Consider the following 23,594-nt stretch of genomic DNA (forward strand, 5'->3'; position numbering starts at 1 on the left):
GATGTCCTGTTGGGTAAACGGTTGATATGGTCTGCACGGTACTTGAGCTAATTGAGACTGTCAACGCCTGTTTATCAACACGTTGGTTTACAGCTGTGCGTTGTTTACCCTGTGACGGGCTAGGTAGGCTTGGGCCCTAGCGTGTGATCCGAGGGCTCGACCGCTGTCCCGGTGTGCTTCTGGGCGGGGCCGGCGGAGTCGAACTGCACTGCGCATAATCGAGGATGAGTTAAATGGTGGAACGCTATGACCGGGCAAAGTTGCTGGAGGAAGTTTGGGCGGAGCCGGTGCAGGTGGTCGCGCCGCGCTACGGCTTGTCCGATGTTGGGCTGAAAAAGCTCTGCTCACGCCTGCAAATCCCCACCCCGCCACGGGGTCATTGGGCCAAGGTCAAGGCGGGTAAGCGCGTGTCCCCGCGCCCCAAGCTGCGTGAATACACCGGCCATCCCGGTTATTTGTATCGCACTGTCGCACCAACCTCTGCTCAGAATCCGGTCGCTGAAGTCGTCGACAGCCGACTTCAGCGCGTGCTGAGTTTTGAGCAGCAGCCGGAAAACCAGATTGTGGTACCGGAGCGCATCAAGGCGTGGCATCCAGTGATTGCGGCTGCTCGCGAGGCATTAGTGCGACCGATCATCGATCAGCGCGGAATGCCGCAGACGCACGGCAACGGGCTGAATATTTCAGTCTCTCCCGCATTACAAAGTCGTGCACTGAAAGTGGCGGACACGCTGCTAAAAGCCTTGGAGAAACGGGGGTATACCGTTCAACAAGGGAAGCACCGTGTTGAGATTCTGATGTTTGGCCATGTCCTGCATTTGCGGTTGTTTGAAGCGTCACTGCGCTCCCAGTATGAGCCTACCGCCAAGGAGCTAGCGGCCCAGGCCAAAGGGGAATGGAGCTATTGGGCGAAATGGCAGTTCACCCCCTCCGGTAGGCTGCAAGTTCTGGTAAACGAAGGTTACGGAGGGAAAATTGTTGACTCAGATAGCCGGCCAGTGGAATTGCAGCTCAATAAACTGGTGGGACTAATGGCCACCCGAGCGGTGGAATTTTTAGTCCGCAATGAACGTCAGGCGATTGAAGACGCCGAGCGCCAGCGAGTTCGCGAAGCTGCGCTAGAGCGAAAGCGTCGACAAGACGCGGAAAAGCAGCGGCTGGCGAAACTTGAAGTCGATGCGCAGAACTGGCGGCGGGCGCAAGTCATTCGTGAGTATCTCAATGCTCTGGAAGAGAGCGCCGAACGCCATGAGCATTCTATGGAGCAACTCGAACTGCTCCGTTGGGGACGCGCCAAAGCAGACTGGATCGATCCCCTCAAACCAGGCGTGGTGGACGTGTTAGATGAAGAGATTGTGATTCCTCGATAGCTACTGCGATGCTGAGCGTTTTGTCGGAGGGCAACGATCCAATTGCATCGAGGGGCCCTCAGCAGCCTCGGAATCCTCCCAGCGCAGCATGCTTCCTTCTTTTGGCGTGGGATTCAATTGCAATGTAAAAGCAGGGTGTGCTCTGCTGCGCTTTTATCACAACCTCTGGGCTCTGCCCGACTCAATCGAGGAACTGCTGGATTGCTTCCCCCGTTGGGAAGGTAATCAGTGCGTACGGAAAGCCCCCAGCATACGAAGGAACGACGAAGATGACTCGCAACGATGCAGAACAGTTGCTCAAGACGGCTTTAAGTGATCCAACTGCACAATTTCGCGATGGGCAATGGGAAGCGATTGATGCATTGGTCAATCAGCGCCAGAAGCTTTTGGTTGTACAGCGTACGGGGTGGGGAAAAAGCTCGGTCTATTTCATCAGCACGCGTATTTTGCGCGACCTTGGTATGGGCCTAACAATTATTATTTCTCCCCTTTTAGCCCTAATGCGTAATCAGATTGAGGCTGCCAATCGCTTGGGCATCCGGGCCATCACCATGAATTCGAGTAACCGCGACGACTGGGAGCAAGCGAAGCAGGAGGTCCTGGCTGATCGCGTAGATTGTTTGTTGATCTCGCCCGAGCGACTTGCCAATGACGGATTCGTGGATGAGGTTCTACAGCCGATTGCACAGCGGATCGGTTTGATAGTTGTTGATGAAGCCCACTGTATTTCCGACTGGGGTCACGACTTTAGGCCCGACTACCGAAGAATCGTCAATATTCTGCGTGTGCTGCCGGTTAATACGGCTGTTCTGGGTACCACGGCCACCGCTAACGACCGAGTGGTAACCGACATTCTCGATCAGTTGGGTGAGATCACGATCCAACGCGGACCTTTAGTGCGCGAGAGCTTGGCTTTGCAAACGCTGCCCCAGCTTGATCAGGCATCGCGGTTAGCTTGGCTGGCCCAGCACATTCCTCACCTGGATGGGACTGGGATTGTCTACGCCCTTACCCAAAACGATGCCGAGCAGGTCGCCGATTGGCTCATGAAAAACGGAATAGAGGCAGCTGCGTACCACAGCAAGATCACGCATCCTAATTTCCCCGATATCAGTAGCTATCGCCATCACCTAGAGGATCGATTGCTACAAGATGACCTTAAGGTGTTGGTCGCTACCGGTGCGTTGGGTATGGGGTATGACAAGCCCAACTTGGGTTTTGTGATCCATTATCAGGCGCCAGGATCTATAGTTTCCTATTACCAGCAAGTTGGGCGGGCCGGGCGAGCGATTGATCGCGCACTGGGAGTCCTGCTCTCTGGACCGGAAGATGAAGATATTCATGCGTTTTTCAGGCGCTCGGCGTTCCCTTCGCCAGAGCAAGTTGAGGAAGTACTTGAGGCGCTCACCCGCTTTGATGGGCTAAGCGTGCCAGCGTTGGAGAGGTATACCAACCTTGCGCAGCGAGAAATTGAAAAGGTACTCAAATACCTCAGTGTTGAAAGTCCAGCACCTCTAATCAAGGTGGGATCCCAGTGGCGTCGTACCCCTGTTCATTATCAGTTAGACGAAGAGCGAATTCTTCGCCTGACAGAGTTGCGCGAGCAGGAGTGGCAGCAGGTTCAGGAGTATCTGCAAGAGCGCGGTTGTTTGATGGCGTTTCTAAGAGAGGCATTGGATGACCCAGAAACGGCGGCCTGTGGTCGCTGTGCCAATTGTCTTGGCGAGACAATTGCACCGGGTGCAACTGACGCTGGATTGGTGCACGCCGCTGCGACATATATACGTCAAGCTGAAATGCCGATTACTCCCAGAAAACAGACAGCTTCAGGTGCATTTCAGCGGTACGGCTTCCCTTATAGACTCCCCCCGGAGATTCAGGCTCAGGAAGGTCGAGTGTTGTCGCGCTGGCGTGATGCAGGATGGGGGCAGCGAGTCGCTGACGGGAAGGCATCAAATCATTTTGACGATGCGCTAGTGGACGCGATGGTGGACATGATTGCCAACCGCTGGCGACCAGAGCCGGCTCCTACGTGGGTATGTTGTGTCCCCTCCTTTGGCCACCCTGATCTTGTACCCAATTTTGCGCGCCGACTCGCGGCGAGACTCGACATTCCGTTTCTCGATGCCGTACGCAAGACACGTCATAATGAAGCGCAAAAGCTGCAACGAAATAGCTTCCATCAGTGCCAGAATCTTGATGGAGTATTTGAAATTGTAGGGGCTGTACCAAACGGACCTGTACTGCTACTCGATGACATGGTCGACTCCGGATGGACTCTAACCGTCATCGCAGCATTGCTCCGACGAGCCGGAAGCGGTCCGGTTTACCCGACAGCTCTCTCTTCTACGGCATCACATGACTAATGATTAACCCTAACACCCAAGCAATTTTGTTGCTCACCGCTCATTTCTCTAAGGCCACAGGAGAGGCCAAGCCTCTTTCGCCTAGCGAATGGGGGCGCTTCGCTTTATGGTTGAATGAGCAGGGGAACACCCCTGCGCAGTTGCTCGCGCTCGATTCTCTTGCACTGTTGCGAGGTTGGTCAGATACCAAGATTCCTGTATCGCGTATTGAGCAGTTGCTTGGGCGTGGCCATGCGTTGGCCTTAGCAATGGAGAAATGGAGTCGAGCGGGTATCTGGGTCCTCACTCGTTCGGATCAGGATTATCCTTGGAGGCTGAAAAAGTACCTGCGTACAGATGCCCCTCCTGTGTTGTTTGGCTGCGGTAACGCTAAGTTGTTGAACCTGGCAAGTATTGCAATCATAGGTTCGCGCAACGCGGTGGACGCTGATCTAGATTTCACCCGGAAGGCCGGACAAACGTTTGCCGAGGCGGGTATTTCGGTGGTTTCCGGCGGTGCAAGAGGTGTGGATGAGGCGGCAATGCTTGGATGTTTGGAGATCGAAGGTACGGCTTGTGGCGTGATGGCTGATAGCCTATTGAAGGCAGTAACTTCGTCGAAATGGCGTAGTGGTTTGATGAGTAACAATCTAGTACTCATTTCACCCTTTCATCCAGAGGCGGGTTTTAATGCGGGCAACGCTATGGCCCGTAATAAATATATTTATTGCCTCAGCCAAGCTGCACTGGTTGTTCATTCAGGTATCAAGGGAGGCACTTGGAATGGTGCTATAGAAAACCTCAAGCATGGGTGGATACCTCTGTGGGTGAAGAGGACCTCGGACCTTAATGCAGGCAACGCAGAACTTGTAAACAGGGGCGGACATTGGTGTAGCGATAAGCTTGATGAGCTAGCCACCGTGGCGCTGTCAGCACCTGTAGCGACTTCTTCTGTGTCCAGTGATGATCTGTTGTCAGTCAAGAGCACCTTCAAAGAAGATGTTCGTAGGGACATCGCTGGCCTAGAACAGCCTTCAAAGCAGAATCATGCTCTCGCGTCAAAACGTCCTGCGTCGGTCATTGCAGATAGTGGAGGGCTACGTGGGTTGGATAGTGAAGAGGTCCCCCTGTTGAAGGAAGAGCCTTTCGAGCTAAGCTTCTATCGTTTTTTTCTTCAGAAGTTGGAGAAGATGGACGAGCCTCATACAACTGAATCACTCGCTGAACGTTTTGAGCTTCCCAAATCGCTGGTTGTTCAATGGTTGGCCCAGGCGGCTGATGAAGGGGTGGTAAAAAAGTTGACCAAGCCTGTTCGTTATCAATCCCTACGGGTTAAGCAACAGTTGGGATTAGGTATTGATTGAATTTTTAGACATGTTTTTTTCTACGGGCATGAGCAGCTACTCACTTGCGGCGCAAATAGAACGGTAAAAGCAGACCCCGGAAGGCCTGCCTATTCACCTGCCGTTCGTCAGAACAAAGACAATTGGTCAGGATGCGAGCGCCAGTGCTGGCAAACGCTTTCCCATCGCCCAAAGCGGAACCGGCGGTACTGACGCACCCAAACGCTCTTCACTGTTGAGTAAGCCATGTGAGGCCCTCCCGTGAAAATTGAAGGGTTTTTGCTTGCCCTGACCTACTGCTGGTACTACACTCCCGGCGTCTTCCTCAAGACATCGGTGCAGAGATCAGGGTGGTTTGGTTGACCCTTTTTCACCTCACCAAGGCCCAGAAGTGTTTGCGGCACTTCTTGGGCTTTTTCTCTAGAGTCTATTTATTAGATAAATAGACTCCTTTGACCCGTAATTTTGCCTTCCTTAACCAATCGATCAATTCTGAAGCGAGCGCTTTGAACGCTGGTTCCACAAATTTTTGCTAGGTGTTCGGCGGACTCTGCCTCTTTACATGCTTCTAGGGGCATCATAATTGCTGCCGTTAGAGCCTTGGCTTGCCATTCAGAGTCTTCGTAAAACTGGTGCTTTTTCAGCTGTGCTCCTCGGTGCAATTTTGCCGCGTGCTTGAGCACGATGTGCGCCATCTCATGAATGACGGTGCTTCGTCCAAATACATTTCCTTTCTGAAGCAATTCGTAGATGTCTTCTCTGACGACTACGAGTCCCTGGTCCGGGATGGTAAATGCTGCGCATTCATCCAGCTCCGCAACCTCTTCAATTCTGTAATTGAAGCCAGCTTGAGGAAGGGTGTGCTCTAAGATTCGGCAGCAATCCAAGCTATATGTCTCTCCTTGGAGAGTTGGAAGTACCTTTCGGACTCCCAACGCTACCTCTTCTAGAGAGCCATAGCTGTGTGGGCTGACTCTCAGGCCCGATGGACTTCGTAAATTCCCATTCGAGTAGAGTGTTGTCACTGTCAATCCTCTTTTGACGTCCTTCGGTTTACCCAATTCACTATGTCGTCACCCGGAGTAGCTCCTTCTTGCAGGCGCCTAGCGAATGCCGCCACTAGACCCCTTGCGTTGGAGTCAAGCTCAGCAGTGCTCACCACATCCTTCGATTGTTCTGCGGAAATTCTTAGCTGGCGGATCTGTTCATCAGTTGCACGACTAGCAAAAAACTCCAATGCCGCTTCAATGTGCTTATCCGAAAGTCTTTTTTCACCATACTCGATGCCGCTCAGATGAGCCGAGCTAATCCCCATGGCCTCAGCCATCGCCTTCAGGGATAGATCGAATTTCATTCGAAGCAGCCGTACAGCTTCTCCAAACGGTGTCAGTCTCATATTCCCACCTCGGTTCCCCTGCGATACCCCAGCTTTTCTATCAAGAATCTTTATTCTCTATTTAGAGAAGATAGTAGCTGTGAAGATTCGTGCCGTCAATGTAGTTGACTTCATATTTGACTCCACCGAGATTGGAATCGGTTCAGTCATGTTGAGGTGGGTCATACCAGAATCGATGAATAGGGCTTCTTTCGTCAGTGCGATGTATTGAACGATTCACTTTGACTCTCAGAATTACACCGCTTGATAACACCACCTCGTGCGCCTCCTGAAGCCCGGAAGGCAGATTGCAATACAGATTAGGGGGAGGTCTTGATGCAACTATTCAGCTACAAGATGACCCACGATACGGGGTTCGCGCCTAACCCGTTTGGCTACACACTCACCCTTGCGACCTGTAAACCCATGATTCGCCGGACTAAGGATGAAGGCCAATGGATTGCAGGTTTCACGTCAGTTGCGCTGACCGGTGATCGCGTCGGCGAAGAGCGATTGATTTATCTGATGCGGATTGGTGAGAAGCGTCATTTGCGTGATTACTTCAACGATCATCGTTTTCAAGACAAGATTCCGGACATGCAACTGCCTGGCCCTATACCCAAGGCAGGCGACAATATTTACCGTCCCTTGGTAACCGGTGCATGCGAGTTTTCACACTTCGAACAGCTCAAAAATCCGAACCACTGGGCTGATTCTGGGCCTAGCGAATTTGACCTAAAACGAGACATTTCAGGTCAGTACGTTCTGGTGGCGGATACGTTTTACTACTTTGGCGCTCGCGCAATAAGCATTCCCGTCGAGTGTCGGCCATGGTTACCGAAGGGGCAGTCAGCACACGGGCGTTTGACGCCACCTGAACAGGCCTTGCGTTTCATCCAATACATTAAAGAGCGCTATCAGCCAGGGCGACATAGCAACCCGACGGATTGGCCGGAAGACGAAGTGCTGAACAAAACTCCCTGTGGAGGACGTCAATGCGGATCATCTTAAGTCGAAAGGGTTTTGATTCAGCTGCCGGTGGTTGCCCCAGTCCAATCCTGCCGGATGGACGCTTGTTTTCCCTACCTATCCCAGACAAAGCTTCGTCTATTGGATATTCCGAAATCCAGTTCGATGGGCTTGATGTGGGTGAGCTTGTTGCGCAATTAACAGATGATCCGAAGCGTGTGCGACATTTCGCCCATCTAGATCCCGATTTGCGTCACACAGCCTTGAAACGGCAGCCTGGATGGAGGCCTGTACTCGGTCAAACTGGTAGCGCACAGGGGCACCTGCTCAATCAAAAGGTACAGGCTGGGGATATCTTCATTTTCTTTGGTTCTTTTCGGACCGTCGAAAAAATTGATGGTGTCTGGAGATTCATTAGAAGTGAACCCGCTCGGCACATTATCTGGGGATGGCTGCAAGTCGGAGAAATTTTGAAAGTGGATGATTTAGCTGAGACGGCCATTCCCTGGGCGCGCTATCACCCCCACTTCTCTTATGGTAAAGACAAGGCGAACACGTTGTATTTGGCAGCTGACCATTTGGTTTTCGATGGGCAGCTGACGAATACTCCTGGTGCAGGGGTGTTTCCCCATATTCATGACACCCTGATGCTCACAGCACCAGGTGCTCTAAACCAAACTCAATGGAGGATGCCGTCTTGGTTGTTCCCTAGTGACGGAATATCTATGTTGAGCTTCCATCCAGACCTGAATCGTTGGACTTCCGATGGGGAATTCTGTCTTCTCAAAAGCGCAGCGCGAGGGCAAGAGTTTGTGTTTGACTCCAAAGGAAAGCCGGAGCCCATCGCGTGGATTAAGGGACTGCTTGAAGTCGTTGGACATTAGAGACGCCGCTCAAGCATCGTGGATGCGAGATCAGAATCTTGGACTTTTGATAACCACTATGTTTCTGTTGGATTGAGGTCAGCAGCGCTGGGTTGTGCGCTGGTTCTGAATGGTAGAGGTGGAAAGCTGTGACAGACGCCAATCTGCTGGCGACATTACAAGCTGAGAACGCGAGGCTAATTGCCTTGCTTGACGCTCATGGGATTGATTGGCACCTGCCTGTTGAGCCGGTGAAGATACCGGTTGCTCAAATTGAGGCTTCGCGGCTGCTCAATACAGATGCCAAGGTTGACCTATTCAGAAACCTGTTTCGCGGTAGAGCCGACGTTTATCCCATCCGTTGGGAAAGCAAGGCCGGCAAGTCAGGATACGCGCCTGCCTGTGCTAACGAATGGCGCCCTGGGGTTTGTGAGAAGCCGCGAATCAAATGTGGCGATTGCGGCAATCGTCAATTGCTGCCGCTGACTGATGAGGTGATTTTTCGTCACTTGGCAGGCGACGTGGTGGTTGGTATCTATCCTTTGCTCCCTGATGACACCTGTTACTTTCTGGCCGTCGACTTCGATGAGGCTGAATGGCGTGATGATGCCCGAGCTTTTTTTCAGTCGTGTCATGAGCTAAATGTCCCAGTGGCATTGGAGATTTCACGCTCAGGCAATGGTGCTCATGCGTGGATTTTTTTCGACCGTAATGTTTCTGCTTTTGATGCACGCCGCCTAGGTGCTTCGATCATCAGTCATGCCTGTGAGCGTACTCGCCAATTGGCACTCAGTTCCTATGATCGACTGTTTCCGAACCAGGACTATATGCCGAAGGGTGGCTTTGGGAACCTCATTGCTCTGCCTTTGCAAAAGCGTGCAAGGGCGCAAAATAACAGCGTATTTGTAGATGAGTCACTGGAACCTCATTCCGATCAATGGGCCTTTCTGGCCTCCATTCAGCGGATGAGCCCTGGGGATATTGAGCCGGCTATTATCCGGGCGATGGGTAACCGTGATCCTGTAGGCGTCGCGTATGTCGAGGACGAGGGGGATGCAGAGCCTTGGAAAGGCCGCGATACGAGATCGCATAAGTTGACTTGCCCGTTACCTGCGTCTCTCCGTATCACATTGGCAAACCTGGTGTACTTCGAAAAATCGGAGTTACCGCAACCCTTGGCAAACCAGCTTGTCCGACTCGCGGCATTTCAAAATCCTGAGTTTTATAAAGCCCAGGCAATGCGAATGTCCGTCTGGAACAAGCCTCGGATCATTGGCTGCGCGCAAAATTTCCCTAAACACATCGCCTTACCACGGGGATGCTTGGATGCGGCTCTGGAGCTTCTGGAGGAAAATGGAATCACCGCTGAGTTCCAAGATGAACGCTTTGCGGGCGACCCCATCGACGTGAGCTTTCTCGGCACGTTGCGTTCTGATCAGGAAGTTGCGGTCAGCTCGATGCTTAGTCATGACGTCGGTATCCTGTGTGCGCCGACAGCATTTGGCAAAACCGTAACTGCCGCCGCGTTGATAGCGAAGCGTAGTGTGAACACGTTGGTGCTCGTGCATAGGACTGAGCTGCTACGGCAATGGCAAGAGCGTTTGCATGCATTTCTAGGTGTTGGCAATGAAGTCGTGGGTACTATCGGTGGTGGAAAGGCAAAACCCACAGGTGCCATCGATATCGCTGTAATGCAGTCTTTATCGCGAAAGGGTGAGGTCAGCGATACGGTAAAAAACTACGGCCAGATCATAGTTGATGAATGCCATCACGTGTCAGCGGTCTCGTTCGAGTCGTTACTGAGAAGTGCTGTTGCAAAGTATGTGGTGGGACTTACAGCAACTCCAATACGACGTGATGGGCAGCAACCTATCATCTTTATGCAATGCGGACCGATCCGGCACTCTGCTACTCGACCGGCAAGTGCCCCTCATGATTTGTCTGTGGTGCCCCGATTACTTTCCAAGCCCATTGTCGTCCCCGATGGCTCAGGGATTCAGGATGTATTTCGACGTTTAGCCGACGATGTCGAGCGTACAGCCAAAATTGTCTCCGAGGTTGAGCTAGCCTTTAGCCAAGGTAGGAAGATTTTGGTGCTGACTGAGCGTACTGAACATGTGGATGCACTTGAGACTGAATTGAAGGGGCGCGTGCATAACCTTTTTACACTTCATGGGCGTGTGCCAAAAAAGCAGCGAATCGCCCGCATGCACGATCTTGACTCACTGCCACCTGATGCTCCACGCGTCCTCGTTGCAACTGGAAAGCTAGTTGGTGAAGGCTTCGATCATCCAGCATTGGACACATTGGTGCTGGCAATGCCTATCTCTTGGAAAGGAATTCTTCAGCAATACGCAGGCCGGTTGCATCGAGCGCATGCCGATAAGGCCGACGTGCGAGTGATCGACTTCGTAGACGCGGGTAATGTCGCGTTGATGAGGATGTGGGATAAGCGGCAGGCGGGCTACAAAGCGATGGGGTACCGAATGGCTGACTCTCTAGCCACTATGGACTTGCTCTAGCAGCACAGTCGGTCCCTTTGGATTTCGATTTTGGATGCAGCCAGCAAGCTCCTTCAGTACGGTGAGGATGCTGCTTCCGGAAACGACATTTAATATGGTCAAATAACCGCAGTACGACACTTATCGTGGCTCAAATGCGACATTTATGGTGCCCATGTTCCACGTGGAACCCTGATTCCACCTAGGGTAGCCATGACACTTAATATGCCCATCGACATCCAGCGAGAGCCTGCTAATGAAAAAGGCCAACGCGCAAGCGTTGGCCTTTTTATTTGTAAAAATCAAAAGATCGCAGCCTGCGACAGCTCCTACAGGTGGAACATAAATACAGGTAGGAGCTGCCGCAGGCTGCGATCTTTTGATGCGTGAAATATCCGAATCCCGCACATAAAAAAACCGGCTATATCAGCCGGTTTTTTTGCGCCCGAAAAAAACTTATGCACCTTTTTCCTGATTTTAGTCCGTTATGAAATATGTATATAAATCATTAACTTAAAAACAAAATTCGACGCTTTTCAACGAAACGGTACACAGGTTATCCACAGAACTCAGACAGCCACTTGATCAGTGGCGGCCGGGGCTTGTGGAGCGGGTGGAAGCGAGCCCATTTCGCGCTGCATTTTCTCGTTCCAGGCTTGAACCCGGTCGTTCAGTGCGGCGATGGCTCGAGGGCCACTGCCTTCTGGGTACATCGGTTCGCCGATGATGACAGTGATCACGCCTTGCTTCTTCGCCCAACCGGTTTTCGGCCAGAATTTGCCGGCATTGTGCGCAATCGGTAGTACCGGAAGTTCGGCGTTGACCGCCAAAGCTGTACCACCGCGAGAGAATTTTCCGACAGTGCCATAGGGCACTCGCGTCCCCTCAGGGAAGATCAGTACCCAGACACCATCCTTAAGCAGCTCATCGCCCTTCTTCGCCACATGTTTGAGCGCTGCTTTAGGGTTGTCACGATCAATGGCGATCGGTCGTAGCATGGCCATGGCCCAACCAAAGAACGGTACAAATAGCAAAGAGCGCTTAAGTACCTGGCTCAAAGGCTGGAAATACGCAGAGAGAAAAAAAGTCTCCCAAGTGCTCTGGTGGTTCGACTGAATCACACAGGGCTGGTCAGGTACGTTCTCGGCGCCTTTGATTTCATAGCTGATGCCCAGAAAGACTTTGCTCAGCCACAAGGCGCAGCGGCACCAGTAGACGTTGATGAAGCGATAGCGTGCCTTGAATGGCAAAAACGGCGCGATAAAAAAGCTCAGGCTGCACCAGAGCAAAGAGCTGGTGCCCAGCAGCAGGTAAAAGAGGAAGGTTCTGATGGCCTGGAATATCGACATGGCGACGTTTACCGTGCGGGCTCTGCCCGTCTATATAAAGCGCAATCCCGAACAATCCTTGGTCAGGAATCTCGAAAGCGCTCTAATTGTGGATAAGTTCTGCGGCAATCGCCGCTAGATCGTCAAAAATCAAGGTGCCTACCGGCAGGGTCTTGCCCAAGGTTATTTCGCCTTTCCCGGTCTTTACCAAAACTGGCTGAGAATCGACGGCTTTGGCGGCTTCCAGGTCACCGAGACTGTCGCCGACGAACCATAGATCAGTCAGCGATACGTTGTAATGCGTGGCGATGGTTTTCAACATCCCGGGTTTCGGCTTGCGGCAATCGCAGCCTTCGTCCGGCCCGTGTGGGCAATAGACGATCAGCCCGACTTCACCGCCCTGCTCCGCCACGAGCGAGCGCATGCGCTCGTGCATGGCGTCCAGGGCGGCGATGTCGTAATAGCCGCGAGCGATGCCCGACTGGTTGGTAGCGACCGCTATCGTCCAGCCGGCCTTGCTCAACTGCGCGATGGCTGCGATCGAACCGGGGAGCGGAATCCACTCCTGCACCGACTTGATGTAAGCGTCGGAGTCGTAATTGATCACCCCGTCCCGATCGAGAATCAGCAGTTTCAAACAGTGTTACCCCAACATCGAAATATCGGCGACGCCGAGGAACAAGCCACGCAGACGCGCCAGCAGCGCATAGCGGTTGGCACGGACCTTGGCATCTTCAGCGTTGACCATGACCGCTTCGAAGAACGCATCCACCGGCTCGCGCAAGGCCGCCAGGCGCGCCAGCGATTCGCTGTACTGACGCGCTGCTGCCATCGGCTGAACAGCCTGGTCAGCCTGCTGGATCGCCGAGTACAAGGAGAACTCGTTGGCGTTGTCGAAGTACTTGGCTTCGACGACCGATGGAACCGAGCCTTCAACCTTGCTGAGCAGGTTCGAAACGCGCTTGTTCACCGCAGCCAGCGCCGCCGCTTCCGGCAATTTGCGGAAGGCTTCTACCGCTTGAACACGCTGGTCGAAGTCCAGTGCCGAACCCGGTTTCAGGGCACGCACCGACAGGTAAGTGCCCACGTCGACACCTTCGTCTTCGTAACGGGCACGCAGACGGTCGAAGATAAACTCCAGCACCGAATCGTTAAGGCCGGCAGCCTTGACCTTGGTACCGAACGCATTCACGGCGAAGGCCACGGCGTCGTTCAGGTCGAGGTCGAGCTTCTTGTCGATCAGGATGCGCAATACGCCGAGAGCAGCACGGCGCAGGGCATACGGGTCTTTGCTACCGGTCGGCAGCATGCCGATGCCGAAGATGCCGACCAACGTGTCGAGCTTGTCGGCGATGGCCACGGCGGCACCGGTCAGGGTGGTCGGCAGTTCAGCGCCGGCACCACGCGGCATGTATTGCTCGTTCAGCGCCAGGGCCACATCTTGCGGCTCGCCGTCGTTGAGGGCGTAGTAGTAACCGGCGACACCTTGCATCTCCGGGAACTCACCGACCATCTCGGTCGCCAGGTCGCACTTGGACAGCAGGCCGGCACGGGAAGCCCATGCCGCGTTGCCGCCAATGCGCTGGGCGATGAACGCCGCCAGTTTGGAAACACGCTCGGCCTTGTCGTAGACGCTGCCGAGTTTTTCCTGGAACACCACGTTTTGCAGGCGCAGGTTGAAGTCTTCGAGTTTCTGCTTCTTGTCTTGCTTGAAGAAGAACTCGGCGTCGGTCAGGCGTGGGCGAACCACTTTCTCGTTACCGGCGATGATCTGCTGCGGGTCTTTGCTTTCGATGTTGGCCACGGTAATGAAACGTGGCAGCAACTTGCCGTCGGCATCCAGCAGGCAGAAATACTTCTGGTTGTCCTGCATGGTGGTGATCAGCGCTTCTTGCGGCACGTCGAGGAAACGTTCTTCGAACGAGCACACCAGCGGCACCGGCCATTCAACCAGCGCGGTCACTTCGTCGAGCAGCGCTGGCGGAACGATTGCAGTACCTTCCTGCAGGGTCGCCAGCTCTTCGGTGCGCTTGCTGATGATTTCGCGACGCTCGTTGGCATCGGCCAGCACGTAAGCGGCACGCAGGTCGCTCAGGTAGTTGGCCGGCGAAGTGATGCGCACGCTTTGCGGGTGATGGAAGCGGTGACCACGGGAATCGCGACCCGCCTTCTGGGCGAGGATCGTGCAATCGATGACCTGGTCACCGAGCAGCATTACCAGCCATTGGGTCGGGCGAACGAATTCTTCCTTGCGCGCGCCCCAGCGCATGCGCTTCGGAATCGGCAGGTCGTTCAGGGAATCTTCGACGATGGTCGGCAGCAGGCTCGCGGTGGGTTTGCCGGCGATGCTTTGGCTGTAACGCAGTTTCGGGCCGCTCTGATCGATTTCGCTCAGGTCGACGCCGCACTTCTTGGCGAAGCCCAAGGCGGCTTGAGTCGGGTTGCCGTCGGCATCGAACGCGGCCTGACGTGGCGGGCCGTCGAGGTTGATGCTGCGATCCGGCTGCTGGGTGGACAGCGAGGTGATCAGCACGGCCAAACGACGTGGCGCGGCGTAGACGGTTTTGGTCTCGTAATTCAGGCCTGCGGCTTGCAGGCCCTTGTCGATACCCGCGAGGAACGCGTCGGCCAAGGTGTTCAGGGCTTTGGGTGGCAGTTCTTCGGTGCCCAGTTCAACCAGGAAATCTTGAGCACTCATTGTGCAGCCTCCAGCTTAGCCAACACTTCATCACGCAGGTCCGGGGTCGCCATCGGGAAGCCCAGCTTGGCGCGAGCCAGCAGGTAGGCTTGCGCAACGGAACGCGCCAGGGTGCGCACTCGCAGAATGTATTGCTGGCGCGCAGTCACCGAGATCGCCCGGCGCGCATCCAGCAGATTGAAGGTATGGGAGGCCTTCAACACCATTTCGTAGCTCGGCAACGGCAGCGGCTGGTCGAGTTCGATCAGGCGCTTGGCTTCGCTTTCGTAGAAGTCGAACAATTCGAACAGCTTCTCGACGTTCGCGTGTTCGAAGTTGTACGTCGACTGCTCCACTTCGTTCTGGTGGAACACGTCGCCGTAGGTCACTTTGCCCATCGGGCCGTCAGCCCAGACCAGGTCGTAGACCGAGTCCACGCCTTGCAGGTACATGGCCAGGCGCTCAAGACCGTAAGTGATCTCGCCGGTCACCGGGTAGCACTCGATGCCGCCCGCTTGCTGGAAGTAAGTGAACTGCGTCACTTCCATGCCGTTGAGCCAGACTTCCCAGCCCAGGCCCCAGGCGCCCAGGGTCGGCGATTCCCAGTTGTCTTCAACGAAGCGAATGTCGTGGACCAACGGGTCCAGGCCGACGTGCTTGAGGGAGCCCAGATACAGTTCCTGGAAGTTGTCCGGGTTCGGCTTCAGGACGACCTGGAACTGGTAGTAGTGCTGCAGGCGGTTCGGGTTTTCGCCGTAGCGGCCGTCAGTCGGGCGACGACTGGGCTGCACATAAGCGGCGTTCCAGGTTTCCGGGCCGATGGCGCGCAGAAACGTGGCAGTGTGGAAAGTCCCGGCGCCTACTTCCATATCGTAGGGCTGAAGTACCACGCAACCTTGCTCGGCCCAGTATTGCTGGAGGGCGAGGATCAAGTCTTGGAAGGTACGCACGGCTGGCGTAGGCTGGCTCACGAAATTCACCTGTTTCTTGGGCTGCGATTTAAAGAGCGGGAGTATACCCGATTCATTGCTGCGCACGCCCCCTGGAGCCTTATGCCACGCTGCTTTTGGTGTTCCGAAGATCCGCTGTACATGGCTTATCACGACCAGGAGTGGGGCACGCCGCTACGCGATGCGCAGGGATTGTTCGAGTTGCTTTTGCTCGAAGGGTTCCAGGCCGGCCTCTCATGGATCACCGTGCTGCGCAAACGTGAGCGTTATCGCGAGGTGATGTTCGGCTTCGACGTCCAGCGTGTGGCGCAGATGAGCGACGCGGAAATCGATGAATTGATGCTCGATCCGGGGATCATTCGCAACCGCCTCAAACTCAACGCCGCCCGGCGCAATGCCCAGGCCTGGCTGGCGCTCGAAGACCCGGTGGAATTTCTTTGGTCGTTCGTCGGCGGCAAGCCGGTGATCAATCATTTCAAGGATCGCACCGAAGTGCCGGCGGTCACGCCGGTCGCTGTCGAGATGAGCAAAGGCTTGAAAAAGGCCGGATTCACGTTCGTCGGTCCGACCATTTGTTACGCGCTGATGCAGGCATCGGGGATGGTCATGGACCACACCCGGGATTGCGATCGCTACGCGACGCTGGCGAACGGCGGTTAGAATAGCCGCCTCGCGCACAGCACAAGATCAGGAGTGACCTGTGGATAAGTTTAAAGGCGCCTTGCTGGTAGGCGCTCTGCGGCTGTTTGCCCTGCTCCCGTGGCGGGCAGTACAGGCGGTAGGCTCGGCCATTGGCTGGATGATGTGGAAATTCCCCAACCGTTCCCGTGATGTGGTGCGGATCAACCTCGCCAAGTGCTTTCCCGAGATGGACCCGGCCGAGCGCGAGCGTCTGGTGGGCCAGAGCCTGAAAGACATTGGCAAATCCCTGACCGAAAGCGCCTGCGCCTGGATCTGGCCGGCTCAGCGTTCAATCGATCTGGTGCGTGAAGTCGAAGGCCTGGACGTATTGAAAGACGCCCTCGCCTCCGGCAAGGGTGTCGTGGGCATCACCAGCCATCTCGGCAACTGGGAAGTGTTGAATCACTTCTATTGCAGCCAGTGCAAACCGATCATTTTCTATCGTCCGCCGAAATTGAAGGCTGTAGATGATTTGCTGCGCAAGCAGCGGGTGCAATTGGGCAACCGTGTGGCGGCTTCCACCAAGGAAGGCATCCTCAGTGTCATCAAGGAAGTGCGCAAAGGTGGTGCAGTGGGCATTCCCGCTGACCCGGAACCGTCCGAGTCCGCCGGGATCTTCGTGCCATTCTTCGCCACTCAGGCCTTGACCAGCAAATTCGTGCCGAACATGCTCGCGGGCGGTAAAGCGGTCGGCGTGTTCCTGCATGCGCTGCGGTTGCCGGACGGCTCCGGCTACAAAGTGATCCTCGAAGCCGCGCCGGAGGCCATGTACAGCACCGATACCAAGACGTCCTGCGCGGCCATGAGCCAGGTGGTCGAGCGCTATGTGCGGGCGTATCCAAGCCAGTACATGTGGAGCATGAAACGCTTCAAGAAGCGCCCACCGGGTGAAGAACGCTGGTACTGACGTAATTGGCACACTCTGTGGATAACCTGTAGGAGCTGCCGCAGGCTGCGATCTTTTGATCGTGCTCTTCGGCTTATCCACAACGGTTCAATCAAGGGCGCAAAAAGATGTCCGACCACCGCAAATCATTCCGCATCAAGATCACCCACGAAAGCTTCGGCGAATGCCTCGGCCAGACTCGAAACCTTTCGACCACAGGCGTCTACGTCAAGCACCCAGGCTTGTCGGCGTTGCCAAAAGGCGCGGTTGTGTATGGTCAGGTGCAGGATTTACCCACAGGCGCGCCGCGGGTTCGCATGGAAGTGGTATTGGTCGACGCCGACGGTATTGGCCTGCGGTATCTCTGATCAAGGCGCCTGACGCTCAAGCTTCTTCAGAAACACCATCATTTCTTTTTCTGCCTGCTTGTCGCCGTGGGCTCGGGCGGCTTCCAGACCCTGTTCCCACGCTTGGCGCGCGGCCGGGTAATCCGCCAGCGCCAGATGCGCCTTGCCCAACAACTTCCAGGCCGCGGAATACTTCGGATCGAATGCGACGCAACGCTGGAAGTGCTCCGCCGCCTTGGCGTTCTCTCCAAGATCCAGATAACCCTTGCCCAGGCCGAAGCGCAGCAATGAGTTATCCACACCCTTGGCGAGCATTTTTTCCAGGGATTCGAGCATGGGTGGATTTCCTTTAATGTAGCGAAGATCAAAAGATCGCAGCCTTCGGCAGCTCCTACAGGGATCGGTGTAGGAGCTGCCGAAGGCTGCGATCTTGGCGTTTTATGAAACACCAAGCATCTGAATTAGAAGAAGCTCAACCCCACATGGAACAGCTTCTCCACATCGCGAATATGCTTTTTATCCACAAGGAACAAAATCACATGGTCCCCCGCTTCGATCACCGTATCGTCATGGGCGATGATCACTTCTTCATCACGAATGATTGCGCCAATCGTCGTACCCGGCGGCAGGCCGATGTTCTCAATGGCTTTGCCGATCACCTTGCTCGACCTGGCATCGCCATGGGCAATCGCCTCGATGGCTTCCGCCGCGCCCCGGCGCAATGAGTGCACGCTGACGATATCGCCACGCCGTACGTGGGCGAGCAAGGTGCCAATGGTCGCCAGTTGCGGGCTGATGGCGATATCGATGTCGCCGCCCTGAATCAAATCAACGTAGGCCGGGTTGTTGATGATCGTCATCACCTTCTTCGCGCCCAGGCGCTTGGCCAGCAACGAAGACATGATGTTGGCCTCGTCATCATTGGTCAGGGCCAGGAACAGGTCCGCATCGGCGATGTTCTCTTCCAGCAGCAGATCGCGGTCCGAGGCGCTGCCCTGCAACACCACCGTGCTGTCCAGCGTGTCTGAGAGATGGCGGCAGCGCGCCGGGTTCATCTCGATGATCTTGACCTGATAGCGACTTTCGATGGCCTCGGCCAGGCGCTCACCGATCTGCCCGCCACCGGCGATTACGATGCGTTTGTAGGTTTCATCCAGGCGGCGCATTTCGCTCATCACCGCACGAATATTCGCTTTGGCGGCGATGAAAAAGACTTCGTCGTCCGCCTCGATCACCGTATCGCCCTGAGGCAGGATCGGCCGGTCACGACGGAAAATCGCGGCGACGCGGGTTTCGACATTCGGCATGTGCTCACGCAACTGACGCAACTGCTGACCCACCAGCGGTCCGCCGTAGTAAGCCTTCACGGCCACCAATTGCGCTTTGCCTTCGGCGAAATCGATCACCTGCAACGCACCCGGATGCTGGATCAGGCGCTTGATGTAGTTGGTGACCACTTGCTCGGGGCTAATCAGCACATCGACCGGAATCGCTTCGTTATCGAACAGTTCGGAGCGTGTGAGGTAGGCGGCTTCGCGGACCCGGGCGATCTTGGTCGGCGTGTGGAACAAGGTGTGGGCGACCTGGCAGGCAACCATATTGGTTTCGTCGCTGCTGGTCACGGCCACCAGCATGTCGGCATCGTCTGCGCCGGCCTGACGCAGCACCGTTGGCAGCGAACCGCGACCCTGCACGGTGCGGATATCCAGCCGATCGCCGAGGTCGCGCAGACGTTCGCCGTCGGTGTCTACCACGGTGATGTCGTTGGCCTCGCTGGCCAAATGCCCCGCCAGCGAACCGCCGACCTGCCCCGCACCGAGGATGATGATTTTCATCCAGTCACTCCATTGAATCCGTTTAACCGCGCGCGGCGGCGATCTTGATCAGCTTGGCGTAGTAGAACCCGTCGTGGCCGCCTTCCTGTGCCAGTAACTGGCGACCATGGGGCTGCTTGATCCCGGCTGAAGTGGCGAGGTCCAGTTCGCGAGCACCCGGCGTACGAGCGAGAAAGGCTTCGATGACTTCGGTGTTCTCGGTCGGCAATGTCGAGCAGGTGGCGTAAAGCAGAATGCCGCCCACGTCCAACGTTATCCACATAGCGTCGAGCAGTTCACCTTGCAGGACCGCCAGCGCCGCGATGTCGTCGGGTTGGCGAGTCAACTTGATGTCCGGGTGGCGCCGGATCACGCCGGTGGCCGAGCACGGCGCGTCGAGCAGGATGCGCTGGAACGGCTTGCCGTCCCACCAGGTCGCCGTGTCGCGGCCGTCGGCGGCGATCAGTTCGGCGCTCAGGCCCAGGCGCGCCAGATTTTCCCGCACCCGCACCAGTCGCTTGGCTTCGAGGTCCACCGCCACCACGCCGGCCAATGCAGGCTCGGCTTCGAGAATGTGGCAGGTCTTGCCGCCGGGCGCACAGCAGGCGTCCAGCACCCGCTGGCCCGGCGCCAGATCAAGCAGATCGGCGGCCAGTTGCGCCGCTTCATCCTGCACACTGATCCAGCCTTCGGCAAAACCTGGCAGGCTACGAACGTCGGCGGCGGCGTCGAGGATGATGCCGTCCTGGCTGTAGACACACGGCGTAGCGGCGATACCCGCGTCGGTCAGCAGACCCAAGTAGGCGTCGCGAGTGTGATGACGCCGGTTGACCCGCAGAATCATGGGCGGATGCGCGTTGTTCGCCGCGCAAATGGCTTCCCACTGCTCAGGCCAGAACGCCTTCAGGGATTTTTGCAGCCAGCGGGGATGCGCGGTGCGCACCACCGGGTCATGTTCAAGTTCGGCCAGCAGCGCTTCGCTTTCACGCTGGGCGCGGCGCAGCACGGCATTGAGCAAGGCCTTGGCCCACGGTTTTTTGAGCTTGTCGGCACAACCGACGGTTTCGCCGATGGCGGCGTGGGCCGGAACCCGCGTGTAGAGCAACTGGTAGAGACCGACCAGCAGTAACGCTTCGACATCCGCATCCGCTGCCTTGAATGGCTTCTGCAGCAACTTCGCCGCCAGTGCCGACAATCGCGGCTGCCAGCGAGCGGTACCGAACGCCAGGTCCTGGGTGAAACCGCGATCGCGGTCTTCAACCTTATCCATTTGTGTCGGCAAAGAACTGTTGAGCGAGGCTTTTCCGTTTAGAACAGCGGCGAGTGCCTTGGCGGCGGCCAGACGTGGATTCATTGAGCGTCCGCCGTTTGACCGAGGACGGTGCCGACGGCGAATTTCTCACGACGGCTGTTGAACAAGTCGCTGAAGTTCAGCGCCTTGCCGCCGGGCAATTGCAGACGGGTCAGACACAGCGCTTGCTCGCTGCAGGCAACGACCAAGCCGTCCTTGCTGGCGCTGAGGATTGCACCCGGTGCGCCCTGCCCTTCGGCAAGGCTGGCGGCCAGTACTTTCAGGGCTTCGCCGTTCAGCGTGCTGTGGGTGATTGGCCACGGATTGAAAGCGCGGACCAGGCGTTCCAGCTCAATGGCCGGACGGCTCCAGTCGATGCGCGCTTCATCCTTGTTCAATTTGTGCGCGTAGGTGGCGAGGTTGTCATCCTGCACTTCGCCTTCCAGGGTGCCAGCGGCGAGACCGGCAATGGCTTGAATCACTGCCGGTGGACCCATTTCGGCCAGACGGTCGTGGAGGCTGCCGCCCGTGTCTTCACTCGTGATCGGCGTGGTGACTTTCAACAGCATCGGCCCAGTGTCGAGGCCCAGTTCCATGCGCATCACGGTCACGCCGCTTTCGCTGTCGCCCGCTTCGACGGCGCGCTGGATCGGCGCCGCACCGCGCCAGCGTGGCAGCAAGGAGGCGTGGCTGTTGATGCAACCCAGGCGCGGAATATCCAGCACCACTTGCGGCAGGATCAAGCCGTAGGCAACCACCACCAGCAAATCCGGCTGCAACGCGGCCAGCTCGGCCTGCGCGCCTTCGTTGCGCAGCGTCGGCGGCTGCAACACCGGGATATTGTTTTCCAGCGCGAGTTGCTTGACCGGGCTTGGCATCAGCTTTTGCCCACGGCCTGCCGGACGGTCCGGTTGGGTGTAGACCGCGACGATCTCATAAGGGCTGTCGAGCAGGGCCTTGAGGTGTTCGGCGGCGAATTCCGGGGTGCCGGCAAAGACGATGCGCAGTGGCTCAGTCATGGGAGCAATCTCTGAAAAGAAAAAGGCTTGCCGCAGCAAGCCTTTGAAAGGAGGGCATCAAGCGTTCTGGCGATGGAGCTTTTCCAGTTTCTTCTTGATTCGGTCGCGTTTGAGGTTGGACAGGTAGTCGACGAACAATTTGCCGTTCAGGTGGTCGCATTCATGCTGGATGCACACGGCGAGCAGACCTTCTGCGATCAATTCGTACGGTTTGCCGTCGCGGTCCAGCGCCTTGACCTTGACCTTCTGTGGGCGATCGACGTTTTCGTAGAAGCCCGGCACCGAGAGGCAGCCTTCCTGGTATTGCTCCATCTCGTCGGTCAGGGATTCAAACTCGGGATTGATGAACACCCGTGGTTCGCTGCGGTCTTCGGAGAGGTCCATCACGACGATACGTTTGTGCACGTTGACCTGGGTCGCGGCGAGGCCGATGCCTGGCGCTTCATACATTGTTTCAAACATGTCATCGACCAACTGACGTACTTCGTCGTCCACTACAGCCACAGGTTTGGCGATAGTGCGCAGACGCGAGTCGGGGAATTCGAGGATGTCTAAAATGGCCATAAGCTTATTTGCTGCACGTGTGAGGTAAAGTCGGGTCGATGGCCTGGCGGGTCCGAAGATGCAGGCTACCGTTGTGAAGCGTAGCTCCCTTTTCTTTTCTGCAAAGAAACAGGAGCGAGCCACGAGGGCTCTGGCGTTTCACGCGAACGCACATAATAAAGGGATTCACCGCATGAGGAAATCACTACTCGCCTTGCTCCTTCTGGCTTCGGCCGGTTTGGCGCACGGGCAAGTGCAACTCAGGGAAGGTTTTCCACAGCAATACACCGTTGTCGCTGGCGACACACTCTGGGACATATCCGGGAAATTCCTGCGTGAGCCGTGGAAGTGGCCCGAGCTCTGGCAAGCCAATCCGCAGGTTCAGGACCCCAATCTCATCTATCCCGGGGATACGCTGTCGCTGGTCTATGTCAACGGCCAGCCGCACCTGACACTCAATCGCGGCGCTTCCCGTGGCACCATCAAGCTCTCGCCACGCATCCGCAGCAGTCCGGTGGCCGATGCCATCCCGAGCATTCCGTTGCAATCGATCAACAGTTTTCTGTTGAGCAACCGCATCGTCGACAAGGTCGAGGATTTCGACAAGGCGCCCTACATCGTCGCCGGCGATGCCGAACGCGTGCTCAGTGGCACCGGTGACCGGATTTTCGCCCGAGGTCATTTCGATCCGGATCAACCGGTGTACGGCATCTTCCGCCAGGGCAAGGTCTACACCGATCCACAGAGCAAAGAATTCCTGGGCATCAATGCCGACGACATCGGTGGCGGCGAAATTGTCGCCACCGAAGGCGACGTTGCCACGTTGGCACTGCAGCGCACGACTCAGGAAGTCCGTCTCGGCGACCGTTTGTTCACTGGCGAGGAGCGATCGATCAACTCGACATTCATGCCCAGTTCGCCCAAGACCGAGATCAACGGGTTGATCATCGATGTGCCGCGTGGGGTCACCCAGATTGGCGCAATGGATGTCGTCACGCTGAACAAGGGGCAGCGCGACGGCCTGGCGGAAGGCAACGTGCTGGTGGTAATGAAAACCGGCGAAACCGTGCGCGACCGGATTACCGGCCAGCCGCTGAAAATTCCTGATGAGCGTGCCGGTTTACTGATGGTTTTCCGAACGTACGACAAACTCAGTTACGGATTGGTGCTCAACGCATCGCGCTCCTTGGCGGTGCTGGACAAGGTGCGAAATCCGTAAGCAGGCTTCACAAGTTACCAACAGAGTTATCCACAGCTTATTCCCGTTTGAACGGGGCTCATAACGATCAAGG

21 protein-coding genes are annotated in these 23,594 nt (G+C 56.1%); 10 read left to right on the forward strand and 11 right to left on the reverse strand.

Annotated elements, in window-relative coordinates:
* Positions 1-233 precede the first annotated feature (233 nt).
* The 3 genes from ACA052_RS00100 to ACA052_RS00110 all read left to right on the forward strand — a co-directional run bounded on the left by ACA052_RS00100 (position 234) and on the right by ACA052_RS00110 (position 5,079).
* Positions 234-1,370, forward strand: a complete 1,137-nt coding sequence (locus ACA052_RS00100; RefSeq protein WP_497647855.1) for a hypothetical protein — start codon at positions 234-236, stop codon at positions 1,368-1,370.
* A 269-nt stretch (positions 1,371-1,639) separates the two neighbouring features.
* On the forward strand, positions 1,640-3,736 hold the full coding sequence (locus ACA052_RS00105; RefSeq protein WP_497647856.1) for a RecQ family ATP-dependent DNA helicase: 2,097 nt from the start codon (positions 1,640-1,642) through the stop codon (positions 3,734-3,736).
* The gene (locus ACA052_RS00110; protein WP_497647857.1) at positions 3,736-5,079 is read left to right on the forward strand and encodes a DNA-processing protein DprA; all 1,344 of its coding nucleotides are present in this window, start codon (positions 3,736-3,738) and stop codon (positions 5,077-5,079) included. Before ACA052_RS00105 ends, ACA052_RS00110 begins: the two co-directional genes overlap by 1 nt.
* A gap of 413 nt (positions 5,080-5,492) precedes the next feature.
* Here the strand turns inward: ACA052_RS00110 and ACA052_RS00115 are convergent, their stop codons facing one another.
* Positions 5,493-5,945 carry an ImmA/IrrE family metallo-endopeptidase gene (locus ACA052_RS00115; RefSeq protein WP_202884430.1) on the reverse strand — a complete coding sequence of 151 codons (453 nt, stop codon included), beginning with the start codon at positions 5,943-5,945 and terminating at the stop codon, positions 5,493-5,495.
* Positions 5,946-6,085: 140 nt separating this feature from the next.
* Positions 6,086-6,412 carry a helix-turn-helix domain-containing protein gene (locus tag ACA052_RS00120; RefSeq protein WP_020333669.1) on the reverse strand — a complete coding sequence of 109 codons (327 nt, stop codon included), beginning with the start codon at positions 6,410-6,412 and terminating at the stop codon, positions 6,086-6,088.
* A gap of 357 nt (positions 6,413-6,769) precedes the next feature.
* Here ACA052_RS00120 and ACA052_RS00125 point away from each other — a divergent pair, with 357 nt between their 5' ends.
* From ACA052_RS00125 to ACA052_RS00135, 3 genes are all read left to right on the forward strand, one after another.
* Positions 6,770-7,444, forward strand: coding sequence for an Nmad2 family putative nucleotide modification protein (locus ACA052_RS00125; RefSeq protein WP_497647858.1), 675 nt, complete (start codon positions 6,770-6,772; stop codon positions 7,442-7,444).
* Complete coding sequence (locus ACA052_RS00130) at positions 7,429-8,286, forward strand: Nmad3 family putative nucleotide modification protein (protein WP_490182506.1); 858 nt, start codon at positions 7,429-7,431, stop codon at positions 8,284-8,286. The genes ACA052_RS00125 and ACA052_RS00130 overlap by 16 nt, the downstream gene beginning before the upstream one ends.
* A gap of 128 nt (positions 8,287-8,414) precedes the next feature.
* Positions 8,415-10,787: a TOTE conflict system archaeo-eukaryotic primase domain-containing protein gene (locus tag ACA052_RS00135; protein WP_497647859.1), complete on the forward strand. Its 2,373-nt coding sequence runs from the start codon at positions 8,415-8,417 to the stop codon at positions 10,785-10,787.
* A 548-nt stretch (positions 10,788-11,335) separates the two neighbouring features.
* On the opposite strand, the gene ACA052_RS00140 is transcribed toward ACA052_RS00135, so the two are convergent.
* The 4 genes from ACA052_RS00140 to glyQ all read right to left on the reverse strand — a co-directional run bounded on the left by ACA052_RS00140 (position 11,336) and on the right by glyQ (position 15,742).
* Positions 11,336-12,115: a lysophospholipid acyltransferase family protein gene (locus ACA052_RS00140; RefSeq protein ID WP_497647860.1), complete on the reverse strand. Its 780-nt coding sequence runs from the start codon at positions 12,113-12,115 to the stop codon at positions 11,336-11,338.
* A gap of 82 nt (positions 12,116-12,197) precedes the next feature.
* On the reverse strand, positions 12,198-12,731 hold the full coding sequence (gene gmhB / locus ACA052_RS00145) for a D-glycero-beta-D-manno-heptose 1,7-bisphosphate 7-phosphatase (RefSeq protein ID WP_497647861.1): 534 nt from the start codon (positions 12,729-12,731) through the stop codon (positions 12,198-12,200).
* 6 nt (positions 12,732-12,737) lie between these two features.
* The gene (gene glyS / locus ACA052_RS00150; protein ID WP_497647862.1) at positions 12,738-14,792 is read right to left on the reverse strand and encodes a glycine--tRNA ligase subunit beta; all 2,055 of its coding nucleotides are present in this window, start codon (positions 14,790-14,792) and stop codon (positions 12,738-12,740) included.
* Complete coding sequence (gene glyQ / locus ACA052_RS00155; RefSeq protein WP_008155694.1) at positions 14,789-15,742, reverse strand: glycine--tRNA ligase subunit alpha; 954 nt, start codon at positions 15,740-15,742, stop codon at positions 14,789-14,791. The genes glyS and glyQ overlap by 4 nt, the downstream gene beginning before the upstream one ends.
* An 81-nt stretch (positions 15,743-15,823) precedes the next feature.
* Here glyQ and tag point away from each other — a divergent pair, with 81 nt between their 5' ends.
* From tag to ACA052_RS00170, 3 genes are all read left to right on the forward strand, one after another.
* The gene (gene tag, locus ACA052_RS00160) at positions 15,824-16,381 is read left to right on the forward strand and encodes a DNA-3-methyladenine glycosylase I (RefSeq protein WP_497647863.1); all 558 of its coding nucleotides are present in this window, start codon (positions 15,824-15,826) and stop codon (positions 16,379-16,381) included.
* Between the two features lie 40 nt (positions 16,382-16,421).
* Positions 16,422-17,309 (forward strand): lysophospholipid acyltransferase, encoded by an 888-nt coding sequence (locus tag ACA052_RS00165; protein ID WP_497647864.1) that lies wholly within the window; start codon positions 16,422-16,424, stop codon positions 17,307-17,309.
* A 107-nt stretch (positions 17,310-17,416) separates the two neighbouring features.
* Positions 17,417-17,656, forward strand: coding sequence for a PilZ domain-containing protein (locus tag ACA052_RS00170; RefSeq protein ID WP_497647865.1), 240 nt, complete (start codon positions 17,417-17,419; stop codon positions 17,654-17,656).
* Here ACA052_RS00170 and ACA052_RS00175 read toward each other — a convergent pair whose 3' ends face one another.
* The 5 genes from ACA052_RS00175 to def all read right to left on the reverse strand — a co-directional run bounded on the left by ACA052_RS00175 (position 17,657) and on the right by def (position 22,323).
* Positions 17,657-17,971 carry a tetratricopeptide repeat protein gene (locus ACA052_RS00175; RefSeq protein WP_497647866.1) on the reverse strand — a complete coding sequence of 105 codons (315 nt, stop codon included), beginning with the start codon at positions 17,969-17,971 and terminating at the stop codon, positions 17,657-17,659.
* 125 nt (positions 17,972-18,096) lie between these two features.
* Positions 18,097-19,470 carry a Trk system potassium transporter TrkA gene (gene trkA, locus ACA052_RS00180; RefSeq protein ID WP_497647867.1) on the reverse strand — a complete coding sequence of 458 codons (1,374 nt, stop codon included), beginning with the start codon at positions 19,468-19,470 and terminating at the stop codon, positions 18,097-18,099.
* Between the two features lie 22 nt (positions 19,471-19,492).
* On the reverse strand, positions 19,493-20,803 hold the full coding sequence (gene rsmB, locus ACA052_RS00185; RefSeq protein ID WP_497647868.1) for a 16S rRNA (cytosine(967)-C(5))-methyltransferase RsmB: 1,311 nt from the start codon (positions 20,801-20,803) through the stop codon (positions 19,493-19,495).
* Positions 20,800-21,759, reverse strand: a complete 960-nt coding sequence (gene fmt / locus ACA052_RS00190; protein WP_497647869.1) for a methionyl-tRNA formyltransferase — start codon at positions 21,757-21,759, stop codon at positions 20,800-20,802. Before fmt ends, rsmB begins: the two co-directional genes overlap by 4 nt.
* Before the next feature lie 57 nt (positions 21,760-21,816).
* Entirely contained in the window at positions 21,817-22,323 is a 507-nt protein-coding gene (def, locus tag ACA052_RS00195) for a peptide deformylase (protein WP_109627010.1), read from the reverse strand.
* 172 nt (positions 22,324-22,495) lie between these two features.
* On the opposite strand from def, the gene ACA052_RS00200 reads away from it, so the two are divergent.
* Positions 22,496-23,521: a LysM peptidoglycan-binding domain-containing protein gene (locus tag ACA052_RS00200; RefSeq protein WP_497647870.1), complete on the forward strand. Its 1,026-nt coding sequence runs from the start codon at positions 22,496-22,498 to the stop codon at positions 23,519-23,521.
* Positions 23,522-23,594: the final 73 nt, after the last annotated feature.

The organism is Pseudomonas sp. LBUM1644 (genome assembly GCF_059716195.1).

What these genes read in the sequence shown, in the direction of transcription:
- ACA052_RS00105 (WP_497647856.1), top strand. Translation starts at nt 1,640, where the DNA reads ATGACTCGCAACGATGCAGAACAGTTGCTCAAGACGGCTTTAAGTGAT.
- ACA052_RS00130 (WP_490182506.1), top strand. Translation starts at nt 7,429, where the DNA reads ATGCGGATCATCTTAAGTCGAAAGGGTTTTGATTCAGCTGCCGGTGGT.
- fmt (WP_497647869.1), bottom strand. Translation starts at nt 21,759, where the DNA reads ATGACTGAGCCACTGCGCATCGTCTTTGCCGGCACCCCGGAATTCGCC.
- ACA052_RS00125 (WP_497647858.1), top strand. Translation starts at nt 6,770, where the DNA reads ATGCAACTATTCAGCTACAAGATGACCCACGATACGGGGTTCGCGCCT.
- ACA052_RS00170 (WP_497647865.1), top strand. Translation starts at nt 17,417, where the DNA reads ATGTCCGACCACCGCAAATCATTCCGCATCAAGATCACCCACGAAAGC.
- ACA052_RS00100 (WP_497647855.1), top strand. Translation starts at nt 234, where the DNA reads ATGGTGGAACGCTATGACCGGGCAAAGTTGCTGGAGGAAGTTTGGGCG.
- rsmB (WP_497647868.1), bottom strand. Translation starts at nt 20,803, where the DNA reads ATGAATCCACGTCTGGCCGCCGCCAAGGCACTCGCCGCTGTTCTAAAC.
- ACA052_RS00140 (WP_497647860.1), bottom strand. Translation starts at nt 12,115, where the DNA reads ATGTCGATATTCCAGGCCATCAGAACCTTCCTCTTTTACCTGCTGCTG.
- ACA052_RS00120 (WP_020333669.1), bottom strand. Translation starts at nt 6,412, where the DNA reads ATGAAATTCGATCTATCCCTGAAGGCGATGGCTGAGGCCATGGGGATT.
- tag (WP_497647863.1), top strand. Translation starts at nt 15,824, where the DNA reads ATGCCACGCTGCTTTTGGTGTTCCGAAGATCCGCTGTACATGGCTTAT.
- ACA052_RS00110 (WP_497647857.1), top strand. Translation starts at nt 3,736, where the DNA reads ATGATTAACCCTAACACCCAAGCAATTTTGTTGCTCACCGCTCATTTC.
- trkA (WP_497647867.1), bottom strand. Translation starts at nt 19,470, where the DNA reads ATGAAAATCATCATCCTCGGTGCGGGGCAGGTCGGCGGTTCGCTGGCG.
- def (WP_109627010.1), bottom strand. Translation starts at nt 22,323, where the DNA reads ATGGCCATTTTAGACATCCTCGAATTCCCCGACTCGCGTCTGCGCACT.
- ACA052_RS00200 (WP_497647870.1), top strand. Translation starts at nt 22,496, where the DNA reads ATGAGGAAATCACTACTCGCCTTGCTCCTTCTGGCTTCGGCCGGTTTG.
- ACA052_RS00175 (WP_497647866.1), bottom strand. Translation starts at nt 17,971, where the DNA reads ATGCTCGAATCCCTGGAAAAAATGCTCGCCAAGGGTGTGGATAACTCA.
- glyS (WP_497647862.1), bottom strand. Translation starts at nt 14,792, where the DNA reads ATGAGTGCTCAAGATTTCCTGGTTGAACTGGGCACCGAAGAACTGCCA.